Source organism: Prevotella sp. (genome assembly GCF_051059605.1).
Lineage (GTDB): Bacteria > Bacteroidota > Bacteroidia > Bacteroidales > Bacteroidaceae > Prevotella.
Map to the genome: position 1 here is coordinate 2994577 of NZ_CP050883.1, position 17095 is coordinate 3011671.

The 17095-nt window shown below is 38.4% G+C and carries 14 protein-coding genes; 1 reads left to right on the top strand and 13 read right to left on the bottom strand.

Going from position 1 to position 17095, the window contains the following annotated elements; all coding sequences use genetic code 11:
• Positions 1–68: 68 nt before the first annotated feature.
• The 13 genes from ftsZ to mraZ form a co-directional block, all read right to left on the bottom strand.
• Positions 69–1400 (bottom strand): cell division protein FtsZ, encoded by a 1332-nt coding sequence (gene ftsZ / locus HEQ28_RS11655; protein ID WP_434502615.1) that lies wholly within the window; start codon positions 1398–1400, stop codon positions 69–71.
• A gap of 46 nt (positions 1401–1446) precedes the next feature.
• Positions 1447–2892 carry a cell division protein FtsA gene (gene ftsA, locus HEQ28_RS11660; RefSeq protein ID WP_434502617.1) on the bottom strand — a complete coding sequence of 482 codons (1446 nt, stop codon included), beginning with the start codon at positions 2890–2892 and terminating at the stop codon, positions 1447–1449.
• Between the two features lie 19 nt (positions 2893–2911).
• A complete protein-coding gene (locus tag HEQ28_RS11665) occupies positions 2912–3790 on the bottom strand; it encodes a cell division protein FtsQ/DivIB (RefSeq protein WP_434502618.1) in 879 nt (292 codons plus the stop codon).
• 135 nt (positions 3791–3925) lie between these two features.
• Entirely contained in the window at positions 3926–5302 is a 1377-nt protein-coding gene (murC, locus tag HEQ28_RS11670) for a UDP-N-acetylmuramate--L-alanine ligase (protein WP_434502620.1), read from the bottom strand.
• Positions 5302–6408 (bottom strand): undecaprenyldiphospho-muramoylpentapeptide beta-N-acetylglucosaminyltransferase, encoded by a 1107-nt coding sequence (gene murG, locus HEQ28_RS11675; RefSeq protein WP_434502622.1) that lies wholly within the window; start codon positions 6406–6408, stop codon positions 5302–5304. The genes murC and murG overlap by 1 nt, the downstream gene beginning before the upstream one ends.
• Positions 6409–6505: 97 nt before the next feature.
• Positions 6506–7762 (bottom strand): FtsW/RodA/SpoVE family cell cycle protein, encoded by a 1257-nt coding sequence (locus tag HEQ28_RS11680; protein WP_434502624.1) that lies wholly within the window; start codon positions 7760–7762, stop codon positions 6506–6508.
• Positions 7763–7803: 41 nt separating this feature from the next.
• A complete protein-coding gene (gene murD / locus HEQ28_RS11685) occupies positions 7804–9135 on the bottom strand; it encodes a UDP-N-acetylmuramoyl-L-alanine--D-glutamate ligase (RefSeq protein WP_434502626.1) in 1332 nt (443 codons plus the stop codon).
• Between the two features lie 5 nt (positions 9136–9140).
• Complete coding sequence (locus HEQ28_RS11690) at positions 9141–10409, bottom strand: phospho-N-acetylmuramoyl-pentapeptide-transferase (protein WP_434502628.1); 1269 nt, start codon at positions 10407–10409, stop codon at positions 9141–9143.
• A gap of 33 nt (positions 10410–10442) precedes the next feature.
• Positions 10443–11900 (bottom strand): UDP-N-acetylmuramoyl-L-alanyl-D-glutamate--2,6-diaminopimelate ligase, encoded by a 1458-nt coding sequence (locus HEQ28_RS11695; protein WP_434502630.1) that lies wholly within the window; start codon positions 11898–11900, stop codon positions 10443–10445.
• A gap of 22 nt (positions 11901–11922) precedes the next feature.
• Positions 11923–14079: a penicillin-binding transpeptidase domain-containing protein gene (locus HEQ28_RS11700; protein ID WP_434502632.1), complete on the bottom strand. Its 2157-nt coding sequence runs from the start codon at positions 14077–14079 to the stop codon at positions 11923–11925.
• Complete coding sequence (locus HEQ28_RS11705) at positions 14076–14558, bottom strand: FtsL-like putative cell division protein (RefSeq protein ID WP_434502634.1); 483 nt, start codon at positions 14556–14558, stop codon at positions 14076–14078. Before HEQ28_RS11705 ends, HEQ28_RS11700 begins: the two co-directional genes overlap by 4 nt.
• Entirely contained in the window at positions 14555–15517 is a 963-nt protein-coding gene (gene rsmH, locus HEQ28_RS11710) for a 16S rRNA (cytosine(1402)-N(4))-methyltransferase RsmH (protein WP_434502635.1), read from the bottom strand. The genes HEQ28_RS11705 and rsmH overlap by 4 nt, the downstream gene beginning before the upstream one ends.
• A 26-nt stretch (positions 15518–15543) precedes the next feature.
• The gene (gene mraZ, locus HEQ28_RS11715) at positions 15544–15996 is read right to left on the bottom strand and encodes a division/cell wall cluster transcriptional repressor MraZ (RefSeq protein ID WP_434502637.1); all 453 of its coding nucleotides are present in this window, start codon (positions 15994–15996) and stop codon (positions 15544–15546) included.
• 259 nt (positions 15997–16255) lie between these two features.
• On the opposite strand from mraZ, the gene HEQ28_RS11720 reads away from it, so the two are divergent.
• Positions 16256–17083 (top strand): glycerol acyltransferase, encoded by an 828-nt coding sequence (locus HEQ28_RS11720; protein ID WP_434502639.1) that lies wholly within the window; start codon positions 16256–16258, stop codon positions 17081–17083.
• Positions 17084–17095 lie beyond the last annotated feature (12 nt).

Below are 17095 nucleotides of genomic sequence, written 5' to 3' on the forward strand. Positions count from 1 at the left end.
TTTGCATGATAAAAAAAGCAGTCTTAATACTCATCGTATTAAGACTGCTTTTTTATTTATCTTTTTCTTTATGCGAAACTGATTATACCCTGTGTGGGTTCTTGATTATTTTTTTCTTCATTGTTGCTTGAAGGAACGCCTGAAGCCTGATTGCGTATCTCATCAAGCATTTGTCTTGTACGCTTATAGGTTGGCGTATTTTCAACAGAAAGTATGACATCTTCGTTGTCAAGGTCTTCTGGACGGAAAAGAAATATATGTGGACGGCGTTTATATTGATTGTTCTTTCCTATGTTGCCATAGTAATGTCCACGTCTTTCTTCTTTCTCAGCCCTGCGTTCTTCTTCTTGTGCTATTCTGTCAGCTTCCTCCTGTGTATGTTTTTTAAGATGGCCATTCATACCATCAACATCCTCTATGCCAAATCCGGTAGCAAGGATTGTAACCTTAACATTCTTTCCAAGTTCAGGGTCAATAGCCAGTCCCCATTTGATTTCAAAATCACTTCCGAATTTTGCCATGAAGTCGTTGACATCGTTCATCTCCTCCATCATCAAACCTGAATTATCATTCTTCTCATTACAGAAGTTGATACTAAGTAGGATTTTCTTAGAGTTGAATATATCATTATCATTAAGCAGTGGTGAATTGAGTGCGTCTTCAATAGCTTTCTTGACTCTACCTTCTCCTTCTCCATAACCAGTACTCATGATAGCAACGCCACCCTCTTTTAATACAGTCTTCACGTCATTGAAATCAAGGTTTATTAAACCATGATTTGTTATGATTTCAGCAATACTCTTTGCTGCTATACTTAGAGTGTCGTCAGCTTTTCCAAAGGCGTCAAGTACAGTAAGATCAGGATATATTTCGCGGAGTCGTTCGTTGTTGATCACAAGTAGGGCATCAACATGTTTTGACATTTCCTCAACACCATCCAATGCCTGGTCTATCTTTCTGTCACCTTCAAAGCGGAAAGGTATTGTAACGATACCAACAGTAAGTATGCCTAGTTCTTTTGAAACTCTTGCTATTACTGGAGCAGCACCTGTACCAGTACCACCACCCATTCCGGCAGTGATGAAAGCCATCTTTGTGCCATCACTTAACATATATTTAAGCTCTTCGATAGTTTCTTCAGCAGCCTCACGAGCTTTTGCAGGTTTGTTTCCAGCACCAAGTCCCTCTTTGCCTAACTGCAAATGAACAGGGACAGGTGAGTCGTTGAGTGCTTGATTGTCTGTATTGCATAGAACAAACGATACGTCGTGAATGCCTTCGCGATACATGTGGTTTACGGCGTTACCGCCACCGCCACCAACACCAATAACTTTGATGATACTATTTTCTTTCGGTTCACCGAAATCCAATATTGAAGGTTTGCTATTATTATCAGCCATGTTGTCTAATTTAAAATGTGAAACTTAAATTATTATCAGAAGGGAATTACTCGTCTTCAGATATCATCTTTTGGAAGAATCCTTTCAATCCCTTTATTGTCTTGTGAACAGTGCTGGCTTCTTTCTTCTTTTTACGCTCTTCTTCCAACTTCTGGGCTTTTCTTTCAGCCTCAATTTCAGCTTCTCTCTTTTTCTTTTCTTCCTCTTCAGCTTTAATCTTTTCTGCTTCAGTTCGGACAACTCCACTGCCTGTTGTTTCTGTAAGTGTTCTAGGCTTATTGTGTATGTCGGCTGTGGTTATTGTAGGCTTATTTTCAGCAGTGCTACTGAAAAGGTCAGCCTTGATTTCAGATCCGGCACAGTTCATATCCCCTTTGGCAAGAATACTGATAATAGTATTCATTTTACCATCGTGGGCATTTATGTCCTCATTTGTTGAATTGATAGTTAGTGATACAAATTTGGCTATTCTTATTTTGTCTATATGGGTATGGTTGCGGAATGCCATTTCGATATTTTTCATATTCGAACCGCCGCCCGTAAGAACCAGCCCCCCTAATAGGTTGTTAGCATATTCAGCTGGAACCTGAAACCAGACATTCTCAATAATCTCTTCGAGACGTGCTTCTACAATCTCAATAAACTTACGGTTTTCTATCTGTCTATCTAAGTCGATAGGTAACATCAGGTTGTTGTCAATGTCACCGTTATCAGTGTATGCACTGGCATATTTAATTTTCATCTTCTCTGCATCAGATTCTTCAATCTGTAAAGAAGCTATATCTTTTGTAATATTGTTTCCACCAAGAGGGATGATAGCCAAGTGACGAAGTATATTCTTGTAGTAAACTGAAACTGTAGTGCTTTCTGCTCCAAGGTCTACAAGAGCGCAGCCTGATCTTTTTTCGGCCTCACTAAGTACACTGTCAGCCAGCACCATAGGCGCTAAATACATTTCAGCGATGGCAATGCCTGCAAGGTCAAAACACTTGTTTAGGTTGCGGTAGAAAGTTTTGTGCCAAAGAATATTCAGATAGTTACCTTCAAGTCTGTTACACTGTATACCAATAGGGTCGAGTTGATATTGCTGGTCTACCTTATATTCCTGAGTTGCAGCCTCAAGTATTTCCTGGTCAGGATAGCTCATGGCACGATTAGCGTCCATGAGTTCGTTTACCATTTCTTGAGAAACAATAGTGTCTACTGCCAGGTCTTTTACTATAACGTTTTTAACACTGCGTATAGATTGTCCTCCCACACCAACATAAACATGTGCTATATCACTCTTAAGAATAGTCTTAAGTCTTGTTATGATATTGGTGAGACACTGTACGGTCTTATCAATGTTATAGACCACACCTTTGCGAATGCATTGTGTGGAATCTTCCTTAACAACAGCCAGCACCGTAATGCTGCCATCAAGGTTTTTCTTTCCAGCGATACCGGTAATCTTAGTTGATCCCAGTTCAATAGCAACGATAAATTCTGCCATGCTTTATATCTTTATCAATTCAAATTCTAGTTTTGTTATTGCCCTTCTTGTTTGTCGTACTTCCACTTAACGCCTTCTTTACAGAAGCAGCCTTGTTAGTTTCAGGTTTGTTACCTTTTTCTGATGATAGGGTTTCTGTTTTGTTTGTCTCAGATGCCTTTACTGGTATTCCGCCAATATTGTCACTTACAGCCAGTGCGCTTTCGATGCTCTTGTCGTCTTTCTCTTCTTTAAAGACTTTTTTGCATATTATCTGATTGTCAAATTCAAGATTTATGTAACTGTATTTATTCCAACCAGCCTGTGAAAGCCCATATTTGTAGAATTTCTCCAATCGGTCCATCTTTTTGTTTGCAAAATCAGAAACAATTTTATTCCTCTGCTGTTTATATTTGCAGTAAGGAAGTTGACCTATATATACGATATGACTGCCCACTCTAGGTACAAGTTCTATTCCTAAATCTGGCATTACATTAATCTGTTCAATTTGGTTTTTCCATAAGTCGTTTTCCATAAGTGTTTTACTTAGAGGGGAAATGTAATTTGTGGCAAACCATTTTGTAATGTGTCCAGTTGCAATTATAAGGTCTGATGTATAATGTGAATTGGGCATTATGCAATCGTTGTCATCCAAATAATAGTCATCACCTTTGTCAGACTTTATTCTTACTATAGGCATCCTTTGGGTTAGAGAAATACATACTTGACCGTCTTGCGTTTTGTAACACTCGGCATTCTTGACGAAAGGACTGGATTTTAGAGTCTCTTCAATTTTGCGTGAATTCACATCATCCAAAGACTTCTTAAGTGGATAGAGATTGTTTTTTTCCAAACGGTTCTTAATTTCATGTGTATCTATGAAACCGTTTGTAGCCTCGTCTTGAATATCTATGTTCACTTTTGTGCATAATCTGGACTTTTCATCCGGCTTGTTGAAGGCGGTGAAAGCAAACATTAGATAAATTGCCAGAGCAGAGTCTAATGTTATTATAGATATTTTTTTCCAGTTTATGCGCATGTGTGATTATAGAAACTATTTACTCTCAATAATTTTAGCTATCTGAGGAACATAATTGTCAAGATTACCGGCACCTAAAACTACTAGCACATCGAAATCACGATTATTAACATAGTCAAGCACGTTATCTTTCTTTATCATGTCCTTTTCAACACCATCTTTTAGGTTGTTGTATATAATTTCACTAGTGATACCAGGAATAGGCTGCTCTCGTGCAGGATATATCTCTGTGAGAATAACCTCGTCAAAGTTGCTCAGTGCATCAGCAAAATCTTTATAGAAATCGCGTGTGCGAGTATATAAGTGAGGTTGGAATATGGCTGTTATCTTTCTTCCTTTGAAAAGCTCTTTTAAGCTCTTGGCACTTTGCAAAATCTCCTTTGGATGATGACCGTAGTCTGAAAGGAATACATGTTTAGAGTTTTTAATTTTGAAATCAAAGCGACGATCTACACCTTCATATGTCTGCATACCGTACTTTATCTCTTCTGCATTACAGCCATTCAGCTGTGCCATAGCCATAGCTGCAATACCATTCTCTATATTGATAGGAATAGGTTGTCCAAGTTTTACGTCCTTTATATTTTCAATAGGAGAAATGAAATCAAAATAGATTTCTCCATTGTCTATTTTTATATTCTCAGCATGGAAGTCACCTTCCTCGCGGCTATACTCATAAACTTTAACACCATCACAGACATTTGAGATCATCTCAAGATTTTTGTGTATGATAAGAGCGCCACCTTCGCGTATTAGTTCTGTGTAATGACGGAAGCTATCAAGGTATGCCTCTTTTGTTCCATAGATGTCCAAATGGTCAGGATCTGTGGCCGTGATAACACTCATCCAAGGGGTAAGCCAATGAAAACTGCGGTCAAATTCGTCAGCTTCAATAACTACGTAATCACTAGTGTCTGATAAAATGTAGTTTGTTCCATAATTCTTTGATATACCACCAAGGAAAGCATTGCAATCAAGATGGCTCTGATGCATGATATGTGCACACATTGTAGATGTTGTTGTCTTACCGTGTGTACCTGCAAAACAAAGTCCCTTATGGCTGCGTGTCAAAGTTCCCAGAACTTGTGCGCGTTTTTGAATTTCAAATCCACCCTCTTTGAAGAATACCAACTCTTTGTGTTCAGCAGGTATAGCAGGAGTATAAATAATCAAAACAGACTTTGCGTCCTTGCATGCATGTGGAATTTCCTCAATACTTTCATTATAGTGAATGAGCATACCTTCTTTTTCCAACTGATGTGTGAGTTCAGATGGAGTCTTGTCATAACCTGCTACTACGAGACCTTTGTTTATAAAATATCTTGCGATGGCACTCATTCCAATGCCACCGGCGCCAATAAAATATACAGCTTTAATATCTTTTAATTCCATTATCTTGTTGCTAATTTTATAATCTCGTCGGCAATTACGTCGGCAGAGTTTGTCAATCCAAGTTTCTTAATATTCTCACTAAGAGAATTGATTTTCTCTTCGTCTTTTACGGCGTCTACGGCTATTTGAAGGAGTTTGTCCGCCGCTTCTGAGTCTTTAATAAACATAGCTGCATCCTTGTTGACCAATGCCATGGCATTTTTGGTCTGGTGATCTTCAGCCACGTTTGGCGATGGAACAAGAATCACAGGTTTGCCAATCAGACAGAACTCACTTATGCTACTGGCTCCAGCACGGCTTATAACCAAGTCGGCAGCTTTATATGCTGCTCCCATATCGCTAATAAAGTCAGTAACTTTCAGCATAGGTAAGTTCTTGCCTTCCAGCTGCTGCATTATTGAAGTATTATAATATTTACCTGTTTGCCAGATGAACTGTACTCCACTATTCTCTACAATATCTAGATGCTGTAGTATGCTTTCGTTTATAGTACGTGCGCCAAGGCTTCCACCGACAAGAAGTATAGTCTTCTTTTCAGGATCCAATCCGAACTGCTTGCGAGCTTCTTCTTTTGAGATCGTAGTTTCCAAAACATTCTGTCTAACAGGATTTCCTGTCATAATTATTTTTTCAGCAGGGAAGAAACGTTCCATGCCATCATAGGCAACGCATATCTTATCTGCTTTTTTGGATAGGAGCTTATTTGTCACTCCAGCATAAGAATTCTGTTCTTGAATTAGACAAGGTATCCCTTTACCTGCGCATACGTTTAGTGTTGGACCACTTGCATATCCACCAACACCAACTGCAGCCATAGGCTTGAAGTCCTTAATGATTTTCTTTGCCTTGCGTTGACTTTCCCAAATTTTTAGGAGTACAACGAAGTTCTTTAATAAATGCTTACGATCAAAACCACAGATTGGTAATCCTTTAATTTCATATCCTGCCGCAGGGACGCGCTGCATTTCCATTCTACCAAGAGCACCTACGAAGAGAATCTTCGCATCTGGACGTTTAGCCTTGATAGCATTAGCTATTGATATTGCAGGAAAGATATGTCCTCCTGTTCCTCCGCCGCTGATTATGATTCTTAAATCCTTGTCCATTTCTTATAAATTTCTATTATATTGCAAAATTAATCAATTTTTTTATTTTTTTGCCATTTTGCAGTCTATTTATTGTTAAACAGTTCTTTTTGCGTTTTTATACAGTTGTATTATCTGTTGTTTCTGGCTTGGTCTTTGCCGATCGACTTACACTTAATATGACCCCGACATAGATACAGTTTATCATTGTCGAAGTACCTCCTTTACTTATAAGTGGAAGCGGTTGACCTGTTACTGGTGCCAGTCCTACAGCTACGCACATGTTAAATAGTGCTTGTGTGACAAGAAGGAGTGCTAATCCCATTGCCAGTAATGCAGGGAAATTATTCTCACACCTATTTGCTATTCGCCCTGTCCTGAATAATAGCATTATATATAGGAACGCTACGAATGCTGCACCTTCTATTCCCAATTCTTCTATTATTATTGCGTATATGAAGTCTGAAAAAGCCTGTGAAAGAAAATCTCGTTCAACACTATTTCCTGGACCTTTACCAATTACATTTGAGGATGCAATTGCAATATTGGCATGTGCTACTTGGGCGTCTTTATCTAAGTCAACTTCATCTGGAGAAAGCTCTTTGTTAGACATAAACTTATCAATACGTGATTTCCAAGTATCGGCACGGTGGAATATTCTTGCAATAAGTCCTTCTTCCTCTTTTGGTTTCTTTTCTAGCTGCTCGGTGAGATTTTCTTTAGTGTTCCCTTCAGGCCTGTCCTGTCCCAAAATCATTACTAATGCAAAAATCAAGACGATTGCCAAAGTTGTAACACCCAGTAGTTTACCAATCTGTTTTCCCGGAACGCGACCGATAATCATCATCATGAGAATTACCAGACATAATAATGCAGCTGTTGATAGGTTTTCTAGTCCAATGAGTGGTATAATAACAGCACAAACACATAATATATATTTAAAAGCATTTTTATCAGCTCCATGGTCAGTCTGTAGCGCACTAAGAATCTGTGCCGTAGCAAGAACCATTGTGCCTTTTGCTATTTCAGAAGGTTGGAATTGAATGCCAATAAAACTAATCCATCGTTGCGCACCATTTGTGGATTGTCCTGCGACGAACACCCATATAAGTGTGAAAAATGAAATAATAAGCATGAAAGGTGTCAATATTTTAAAATACTTACATTTCACGTTTAATGTGACAACCATACAGAAAACACCCATAACTAGGATTCCTATGTGCTTGATAAGTGGTGAAAGATAACTTCCGCCTTTGTAAGTTAACTCTGATGACGCTGAAAAAACTTCAACGACACTGACAATACAAAGGAAGAAAAAAATCATCCATATCACCTTGTCACCTTTAAATATGTTGCCAAGAGTCTTATTGTTCATTTTTCTTTATTTATAGAATATTATTCTATAGAGTCTAATAATTATAAATTTCTTACCAAATTCTTGAATTGTTCTCCGCGGTCTTCCATGTTCTTAAACAAATCAAAGCTTGCACAGCATGGACTTAAAAGAACTGTATCTCCTGACTTCGCCATCTCGTAGCATGCAGCAACACAATCTTTCATATTGTGAGTATCCTTGACAGGTATTCCTAATGAGTCGAAATTATCATGAAGTTTTTTGTTGTCAGCACCAAGATATACGAGTCCAACGCATTTCTCTTTTACCAAGTCCTTGATTTGATTGTAGTCGTTACCTTTGTCTTTGCCTCCAAGGATAAGTATGGTTGGAGTTTTCATGCTTTCAAGAGCATACCAGCATGCGTCTACATTTGTTGCTTTCGAGTCGTTGATATACATAACTCCTCTAACCTTGCAAACCTTTTCAAGACGATGCTCTACACCTTGGAAGTTCCCTAGGCTCTTGCGGATAACTTCTTTCTTTATACCTGCAATATTGGTTGCTAATCCAGCTGCAAGACTATTGTAGATGTTATGTTTGCCTGTGAGAGATAACTCTTCTTGCTCCATGTTGAATGGTACTGGATATTCCAATTTATATTCGCCATCTTCTATATAACCGATAGAACCATTTTCTTTAATCTCAGAAAAAGGACATGCTACAGATTTAATCTTGAACTTTTCAAGTTCTGTTTTAATAGTTGGATCATCATTCCAATATATAAAGCTATCTTCTGATGTTTGGTTTTGTACGATACGCATCTTGGCATCAGCATAGTTATCAAACTTGTTGTCGTATCGATCCAAATGGTCTGGAGTTATGTTGAGAAGAATAGCAATATTAGCACGGAAGTCATACATGTTATCAAGTTGAAAACTACTCAACTCAATGATATAATAATTGTGTGGATCTTCAGCTACTTGGAGTGCTAAACTTTTACCTATGTTGCCAGCTAATCCTACATCATATCCAGCCTCTTTAAATATATGGTATATAAGTGAGGTTGTTGTGGTTTTTCCATTACTGCCTGTGATACACACCATCTTAGATTTTGTGTATCTGCCAGCAAATTCAATTTCGCTTATTATGTGAATACCTTTAGATATGATTTTCTTAATCATAGGAGCTTCATTAGGTATGCCGGGACTTTTTATAATCTCGTCAGCATTCAGGATTTTTTCCTCAGTGTGTTGACCTTCTTCCCAATCAATACCGTGCGCATCAAGTAAATTCTTGTATTTATCTTTGATGGCCGACATGTCTGAAACGAATACGTCAAAACCTTCCTTCTTTGCCAAAACGGCAGCTCCGGCACCGCTCTCGCCGGCTCCAAGTATTACTATTCTACTCATTTTCCTTATCTTGTCTTAAGGGTTATTATTGTAAGCGCTGCGAGGATGATAGTAATTATCCAGAAGCGTATTGTTATTTTTGATTCATGTTTGGCACCATGAGGTACTTTTATAAGATATTTACAATCAGCATCCAGTTGATCGTCTGTGACTCTGAAATTATCATGTATAGGGGTTCGCTTAAACACACGTTGCTTTATACCCTTACGCTTACCTAACTTATAATAATATACCTGAATAATTACGCTAAGACTTTCCACGAAGAAGATTCCGCAAAGTATTGGCAAAAGTAATTCCTTATGAATTATTATTGCACTTACAGCGATTATTCCTCCGATAGTAAGCGACCCTGTGTCTCCCATGAATACTTGTGCCGGATATGCATTATACCATAGAAATCCAATTAAGGCTCCGACAAAGGCACACATGAATACAACAAGTTCCTCCGAGCCAGGAATATACATTATGTTCAGGTATGCCGCAAATTGTATATGGCTGCTCACGTATGCCAATATACCTATAGCCACACCTATTATTGCCGAATTACCGGCACACATGCCATCCATGCCATCATTGAGATTTGCACCATTGCTGACGGCTGTAACGACTATGATTGTCATGATGACAAAAAGTATCCAACCTGCTGCCACTTTGTGCTTGCCACAGAAACTCATGATGTCACTATAACTGAGATTGTGTTCCTTTACAAACGGAATAGTTGTCTTTAGGGATTTATGAGCTTCCGCAAGATGCTTTACTACTGTTTCTTGTCCTTGGCGTTCAATAGCAATATTTTCATTCATTTTTACGTCAGGTGACATCCATAGCACAATACCAACAATGAGTCCTATACCAATTTGTCCAACAATCTTATATTTGCCCTTAAGTCCCTCTTTGTCACGGCGAAATATCTTAATATAATCATCCATACCTCCAAGAAATCCTAACCATAAGGTTGTGATAATCATTAGAATGAGATAGATGTTGCGAAGGCGTCCTAATAGCAAAACAGGAACTAGTATAGAAAGAATGATGATAATTCCTCCCATTGAAGGTACACCTATTTTCTTTACGCCAAACGGGTCTATTGTCGAATCACGCTGAGTTTCGGTAATCTGTTTGCTTTTTAGATATTTGATAAATTTCTCTCCAAACCATGCTGATATGGCTAGTGAGAGAATAAGAGCCAATAATGCGCGGAATGATATGTATCCCCATATATGTGAACCGCTTATTCCGTATTGTTCTAAAAATCTGAAAAGATAGTATAACATGTTGTTATGTTAATTATTTGTCGTTTATGTTTTCTATTTATTAACATCGAAAATGTCATGTAACACTTCCTTGTCATCAAAGTGATGCTTTATGCCTTTAATCTCCTGATAGTCTTCATGTCCCTTACCTGCGACAAGTATTACGTCACCTTTATTAGCAAGCATACATGCTGTTCGTATTGCTTCCTTACGGTCAACTATCGTCAATACTTTTTTCATCTGTGTAGCATTGAGTCCAGCAAGCATATCATTAATAATATCCTGTGGTTCTTCAAAACGTGGATTATCACTAGTGATAATAACTTTATCACTTTGTTTTACGGCTTCTTGTGCCATTAAAGGACGTTTGCCTTTATCACGATTTCCTCCAGCACCGCAAACAGTAATAACATTGCCCTTTCCATCAAGAACTTCATGTATGGCATTTAGTACATTTTCAAGTGCGTCTGGCGTGTGTGCATAATCAACGATAGCTGTGTAACCTTCTGGTGAATGAATTGGTTCTAAGCGTCCGCTCACACTATTTAAAGTACTAAGTATCAATAGTATATCTTCTGGCTTTTTACCTAACATTACAGCGGCTCCATATACGGCAAGCAGATTGCTCACGTTGAACTTACCAATGAATTGTACTCCAACTTCATGATTGTCAATATCAAGATACATTCCTTCGAAATGACATTCAATGATTCTTGCACGGAAGTCTGCCATTGCACGTATGGAATATGTCTTAATGGTAGCTTTGGTATTCTGTACCATTATCATTCCATTCTTGTCGTCTGCATTAGTTATAGCGAAAGCATCCTTAGGCAGTTCATCGAAGAAAGCTTTTTTTGCATCACGATAGTTTTCGAAAGTCTTGTGATAGTCAAGGTGGTCACGAGTGAGATTTGTAAAAAGTCCACCAGCAAACTTCAATCCACCAATACGTTTTTGGTGTATTGCGTGACTTGAACATTCCATGAATGCATATTCACATCCAGCAGCAACCATCTTAGAAAGAAGTTCGTTTAATTCAATAGGATCAGGAGTTGTATGGTCTGCAGCTATTGCTTCGCCATCTATATAATTACAAACAGTAGACAAAAGTCCTACCTTATGTCCAAATTTTCTGAACATATTATATAATAAGGTAGCGATTGTTGTTTTTCCGTTAGTGCCTGTTACGCCGACAAGCTTTAGTTTTTTGGTAGGATCACCATAGAAAATAGTAGCAGCTTTACCCACAGCATCCTCTGTAGATTCAACTTGTATGTAAGTAACGCCTTCTGCCATTTCTGTCGGTAAGTCTTCGCAGAGTATAGATTTTGCTCCGAGTTCTATTGCCTTAGAAATAAATTTGTGTCCGTCAACTTGTGTACCCTTCATGGCTATAAACAAGTGACCGTTTTGGATTCTGCGTGAATCGATGTTCACACCTGTAACCTCTACTTCGGCATCCCCGATGACTTTCAACGGTTGGATGTTTTTGAGAACTTCGTTTAATTTCATATTTGTTATATATCTGTTTTTCTTATTTTAAGGAGATTTGGCATCTTTCACCTTTCTTTATAAGGTGTCCTGGTTCCAAACTCTGCTTTATAACTTTTCCTCTTCCGATAACCGTTACTTTAACGCCACGGCTTTCCAAAAGATATACTGCATCTCTTGCACCCATACCGGTGATATCTGGTACGTATCTACAGCCTTGCATTTGTTTACGCTCTAGAGAAACGCTTCTACCTCCTTTTTTCTCAGCACATCCCCATATAGGGTTCCCTTCAGTATAACTACCTCCCCATGTCTTGTTAGTACTTATTCCTAGATGCGATAGTACATAGTCTGCTGCGAGAATATTTCCGTTCTTCACATCAGGAACTAAAACTGATGTAGAGTCGCGTGCATCAGTAACATCCAGTTTAAGACTCTGTGCCATTATTCCTTCTGCGATGTCATGGAATACGACTCCGCTCATACCGCCACCACTTGCAGGAAGTCCCGATTTTTGAATGCAGACAATGCAACTGTAACGTGGTGCGTCTGCAGGGAAATATCCTGCGAAACTGAGTAAATAGTTTGTTCCTCCGTTTTTGTATCCAGCAGTACCCTTTGACATTTGGGCTGTACCAGTCTTACCTGCTACCTTGAATGACTTAGATCCTGCTTTTTTGCCAAGTCCCTGACTGACGACGTGTTCAAGAATAGTCTGTAATTCGTGCAGTGTGCTTTCTTTACAGATGCTCTCTCTCATCACTTCAGGTGGAAAGTCCATTATAACTTCTCCATTCTTTATGACCTGTTTTACAAAGCGCGGTCGCATCATTTTTCCGTTATTCGCTATAGCATTATAGAACGTGAGTGTTGAAATCGGCGGTACCTGACTCTCGTATCCGATACTCATCCATGGAAGTGCCGTGCGGCTCCAATTCGCCCATTCTCCGCGACTGTTTTTTCTTGGCATGCGTATACGTGCTGGGCATGATCCTACAAGTGGTATTTGAAGATTATCGGCAATTCCTGTACGATATAAGCCACGGACGAATTTATCAGGATCGTTACGATAATGGTCGTCTATGATACGGCTCACACCTATGTTTGAACTCATCATTAGGGTTTTAGGCAATGTTAGTAGGCCATAACCACCTCCTCGCCAGTTGTGGTCTTTCATTTCTTTACCATACATTGGCCAAACACCGCATCCTGTTTCTACTTGATATGAAGTATCAACTACACCATCGTCAAGAGCAACCATAATAGATGCTGTCTTGAAAACAGAACCTGGTTCCAAAAGGTCGCTTACGGCATGGTTGTGTATTTCCCTATATTGGTCGTCAACACATTTCTCCATATTGACGATAGCTTTAACATCTCCTGTAGTAACATCCATTACTATAGCTACACCAACATTTCCATTTATAAGTTTAAGCTCGTTTATCAATGAACGCTCTGCAAGATCTTGCATGCTCACGTCTATCGTTGTAACAATGTCTGCTCCGTCAATAGGAGGAGTGTCCATAATGTCAAGGAATTTATTCAGTACCTTTCTACGGTGTATTATACCATTCGTTCCTCGTAGAATTGAGTCGTACGACAATTCCAGTCCAAATCTTGCTGTGTCTTTAGCTCCAAACATAGCTCCGATTGTACGACCAGCAAGTGAACCGTAACTCCGTTTTCTTGCATTGTATTCTTCTACATGGAAACCACTTTTGTATGATGGCAATTTGAATATAGGTAAAGTCTTTACCTCTGAATAAGTATTATAGTCTACACGACTATTCCAAATTGGCCAATTCCTACTTTGCTTTTTACGTCCCTCTGTCAAATCTCTTTTGAAAGCAGCAGCTGTCTTTTCTGGAAATATTTTATTTAGTCCACGACATACAGAATCAACTTTTATATCCCAAAGAGAATCATTCTTAGCTTCACGTATAGCCTTAAAGTCAACGAAAAGTTTGAACTCTGGTAGTGAACTAGCCATTAGCTGGCCGTCGCAACTGAGAATATTTCCACGTATTGGTTTTACGCTGACGCTATCTTTTTTGACACGGTCTGCCACTTTTGACCAGTAATCATGCTTGGCGGTCATTGTATATAGTGTCTTCCCGAGTACAAAAACAGCAACCAACGTCATTATGATGGCGATGGCACTATATCTTGGCATAACTTTATTACAATCAAATTTGCTCATTCCTCTGGTACATTGATAATGTATGGTGGCTGGTTTGCAATTTTCAGCACGCTGTCCTTGTTATTATTTAGCATCTCAAGTACATGACTTTCTCTGCTTTTCTCTGTTAGTTGGCTACTGCTAGAGAGTGCCTTATATTTTGCGTCTTGCAATTCATCTTGCAGTTTATCGATCTCTATAAGGTCTTTTTGAACACTGTATCTGTTGGAAACATATACAATAAGAAACCCCGTTATGAGAAGGAATACTCCAATTTGTCGGCGTATGGTCTGTGTGGTTAGAATGTCACCGCCAAGAATTTTTCTTAGAGTGAAATTTGAAGATAAAGGTTCTTCGCCTTCAATGGCTTGGGTCTTGATAACTTCTTTTAGAGAAGGTATCTCTTCTTTATTTTCTGTGGTAACTTCGCTTTTTATGTCATTCTTTGACTCTTTGACATCATTGCTCGGAACCTGTTCTATATTTTCTTTATCTTTCATCTCTTTTCAGCTATTCTAAGTTTTGCACTTCTACTCCTTGGGTTTTTAAGTTGCTCTTCTTCGTCAGGTATTATAACCTTGTTGTTTATCAACTTAAAAGGAGTTTCAATACGTCCGAAGAAATCTTGCTTCATTTTACCCTCTGCATTACCCGTCTTCATGATATTCTTCACTATACGGTCTTCAAGAGAATGGTATGTTATAACGCTTAGCCTTCCACCTTGGTTAAGAAGTTCTGTTGCCGACATTAGCATCTCTTTAAGAGCATCCATTTCGTGGTTTACTTCTATTCTTAATGCTTGGAAAAGCTTAGCCATATCTTTTTTTTCACGTTCCCGCTTAAATAAAGGCTCTACGGCTTTTATGAAGTCTTGTGTGGTTTCTATTTTTTTTGTGTCTCTGGCTTTTACAATAGCTGCTGCTATGCGACGTGATGTTTTCAGTTCACCATAGAGATAGAAAATGTCAGCCAAAGTCTCTTCTTCGTATTCGTTTACTATATCGGCGGCAGTCATTCCTGCTCGTTTGTTCATTCTCATGTCAAGCGGCGCGTCAAAGCGAAATGAAAATCCACGTGTTTCGTCGTCAAAGTGATGGCTAGAAACCCCCAGGTCCGCTAGTAATCCGTCTATATGATCAATATTATAATAACGCATCCAATTTTTCAAATAGCGAAAATTGCTTCTTACAAAAGTAAGTCCGCAATTGCAGTCTGCGGATGCGGTACTTTCATCATTGCTAACTTCCGCAATAATGTTGTTTACGTTTTTTTCTGCATCCTCATCTTGATCGAAACTGTAGAGGTGACCATTGCCATTAATTCTTTTAAGTATCTCACGAGAGTGCCCTCCGCCACCAAAAGTTACGTCTATATAGATTCCTCCCGGTTTGATATCCAAACCATCAATACTTTTTTTAAGAAGTACGGGTACATGATATGTTTCTGCTATTTTTACCATATTGGTGAGATGTCTTTACTGTAATATTAAATTTCTTTATTGCTCATGATTCCCTGTAATGTTTTGCCGAATTCCTCAGGCTGAAAATCAGGCTCGTCACAGTTAGTCTTGCTCCATATCTCTATTGTATCATCAACGCCCTTGAACATAATGTCTTGTTCAATGTTGACCATTTTTAAATATCTTTTTGGAATAAGAAAACGCCCGTTGCTATCTAATGCAATAAATTCCGCATCCGAAACAAATTGTCGGAAAACTTGCCATTCCTGTCTGTTCCATCTGTTAAGGCTACTGCGTAAAGAATCAAGTTGCTCGTTCCAAACAGATTCTGGATATAGAACCAGACATTTCTCAAATACGTCTTTCCTAAGTATAAGCTTTTCCTCGCCAGATGCCTGTAGCACCTTGCGGAAAATAACCGGCAAAAAGGCTCTACCTTTTGCATCGGCTTTAGCTTCTATATTACCTAAAAAACGCATACGTACATTATATAGAAATTTCTGCCGTCAAAGTTACATAAAATTCCCCACACTTCGCCACTTTTCGCCACAAAATTTATATTTTATATCAAAATATCAAAATAATGAGGTTTGGCGTAATTAAATAAATGATGTATTTTATTTCGCATGCATCAAGCTAAATATTTCAAAAACGTGAAAAAATGAATATTTTTAAGTCAAAAAGTAACGTTTTAAAAAAACTTATGTTATTTTTGCAATGTGTAAGCATTTTAACAACATGGATAAAGCGATAGAAAAAACAATTGATATTGATAAAATTCTTAAAAGCAAGATTGGTAGCAAGGTGAAATATATACCTCGTTTTGCCACGTCTTGGCTTAAAAGCATTATCCATGAAGATGAGGTGAATCGTTTTTTGTGGGAAAGTCGTAATCTTCGTGGAACAGAATGGTTGACAGAATGTGTGCATTATCTTGATATGACGTTGGAAATTGTAGGTTTAGAAAATCTTCCAGACAAGTCTGACGGCAAATTATACACATTTGTGTCTAATCATCCTCTGGGTGGTGCAGATGGGGTAGCGCTGGGCTCTATTATTGGACAACATTATGATGGTAAATTCAGATATCTCATTAATGATTTATTGATGAATCTACCAGGAATACGTCCTGTAAGTATTGGTATTAATAAAACAGGTAGCCAAAGTCGTAATTTTCCACAGATGGTTGAGGCTGGATTCCAAAGCGATAACCATATGTTGATGTTTCCTGCAGGAATATGTAGCCGCAAAATAAACGGACATATACATGATTTGGCATGGACGAAAACGTTTGTATCAAAGAGTATTCAGTATAAAAGGGATGTTGTGCCAATTCATTTCGGCGGACAGAATTCTGACAAATTTTATCGCATAGCTAATGCTTGCAAGGCTCTTCATCTAAAATTCAATATAGCAATGCTTTTCCTTGTTGATGAAATGTATAAGAACGTCCATAAAACGTTTCGTATTTCTATAGGGAAGCCTATTTCATGGGAAACATTTGATAAGAGTAAAACTCATAAAGAGTGGGCACGTGTCGTAGAGGATGAAGTCTATAAATTATAAGAAATATACATA

Coding starts and splice junctions, on each gene's coding strand:
- ftsZ (WP_434502615.1), bottom strand. CDS start 1,400: ATGGCTGATAATAATAGCAAACCTTCAATATTGGATTTCGGTGAACCG.
- ftsA (WP_434502617.1), bottom strand. CDS start 2,892: ATGGCAGAATTTATCGTTGCTATTGAACTGGGATCAACTAAGATTACC.
- murC (WP_434502620.1), bottom strand. CDS start 5,302: ATGGAATTAAAAGATATTAAAGCTGTATATTTTATTGGCGCCGGTGGC.
- murG (WP_434502622.1), bottom strand. CDS start 6,408: ATGGACAAGGATTTAAGAATCATAATCAGCGGCGGAGGAACAGGAGGA.
- HEQ28_RS11680 (WP_434502624.1), bottom strand. CDS start 7,762: ATGAACAATAAGACTCTTGGCAACATATTTAAAGGTGACAAGGTGATA.
- murD (WP_434502626.1), bottom strand. CDS start 9,135: ATGAGTAGAATAGTAATACTTGGAGCCGGCGAGAGCGGTGCCGGAGCT.
- HEQ28_RS11690 (WP_434502628.1), bottom strand. CDS start 10,409: ATGTTATACTATCTTTTCAGATTTTTAGAACAATACGGAATAAGCGGT.
- HEQ28_RS11695 (WP_434502630.1), bottom strand. CDS start 11,900: ATGAAATTAAACGAAGTTCTCAAAAACATCCAACCGTTGAAAGTCATC.
- HEQ28_RS11700 (WP_434502632.1), bottom strand. CDS start 14,079: ATGAGCAAATTTGATTGTAATAAAGTTATGCCAAGATATAGTGCCATC.
- HEQ28_RS11705 (WP_434502634.1), bottom strand. CDS start 14,558: ATGAAAGATAAAGAAAATATAGAACAGGTTCCGAGCAATGATGTCAAA.
- rsmH (WP_434502635.1), bottom strand. CDS start 15,517: ATGGTAAAAATAGCAGAAACATATCATGTACCCGTACTTCTTAAAAAA.
- mraZ (WP_434502637.1), bottom strand. CDS start 15,996: ATGCGTTTTTTAGGTAATATAGAAGCTAAAGCCGATGCAAAAGGTAGA.
- HEQ28_RS11720 (WP_434502639.1), top strand. CDS start 16,256: ATGGATAAAGCGATAGAAAAAACAATTGATATTGATAAAATTCTTAAA.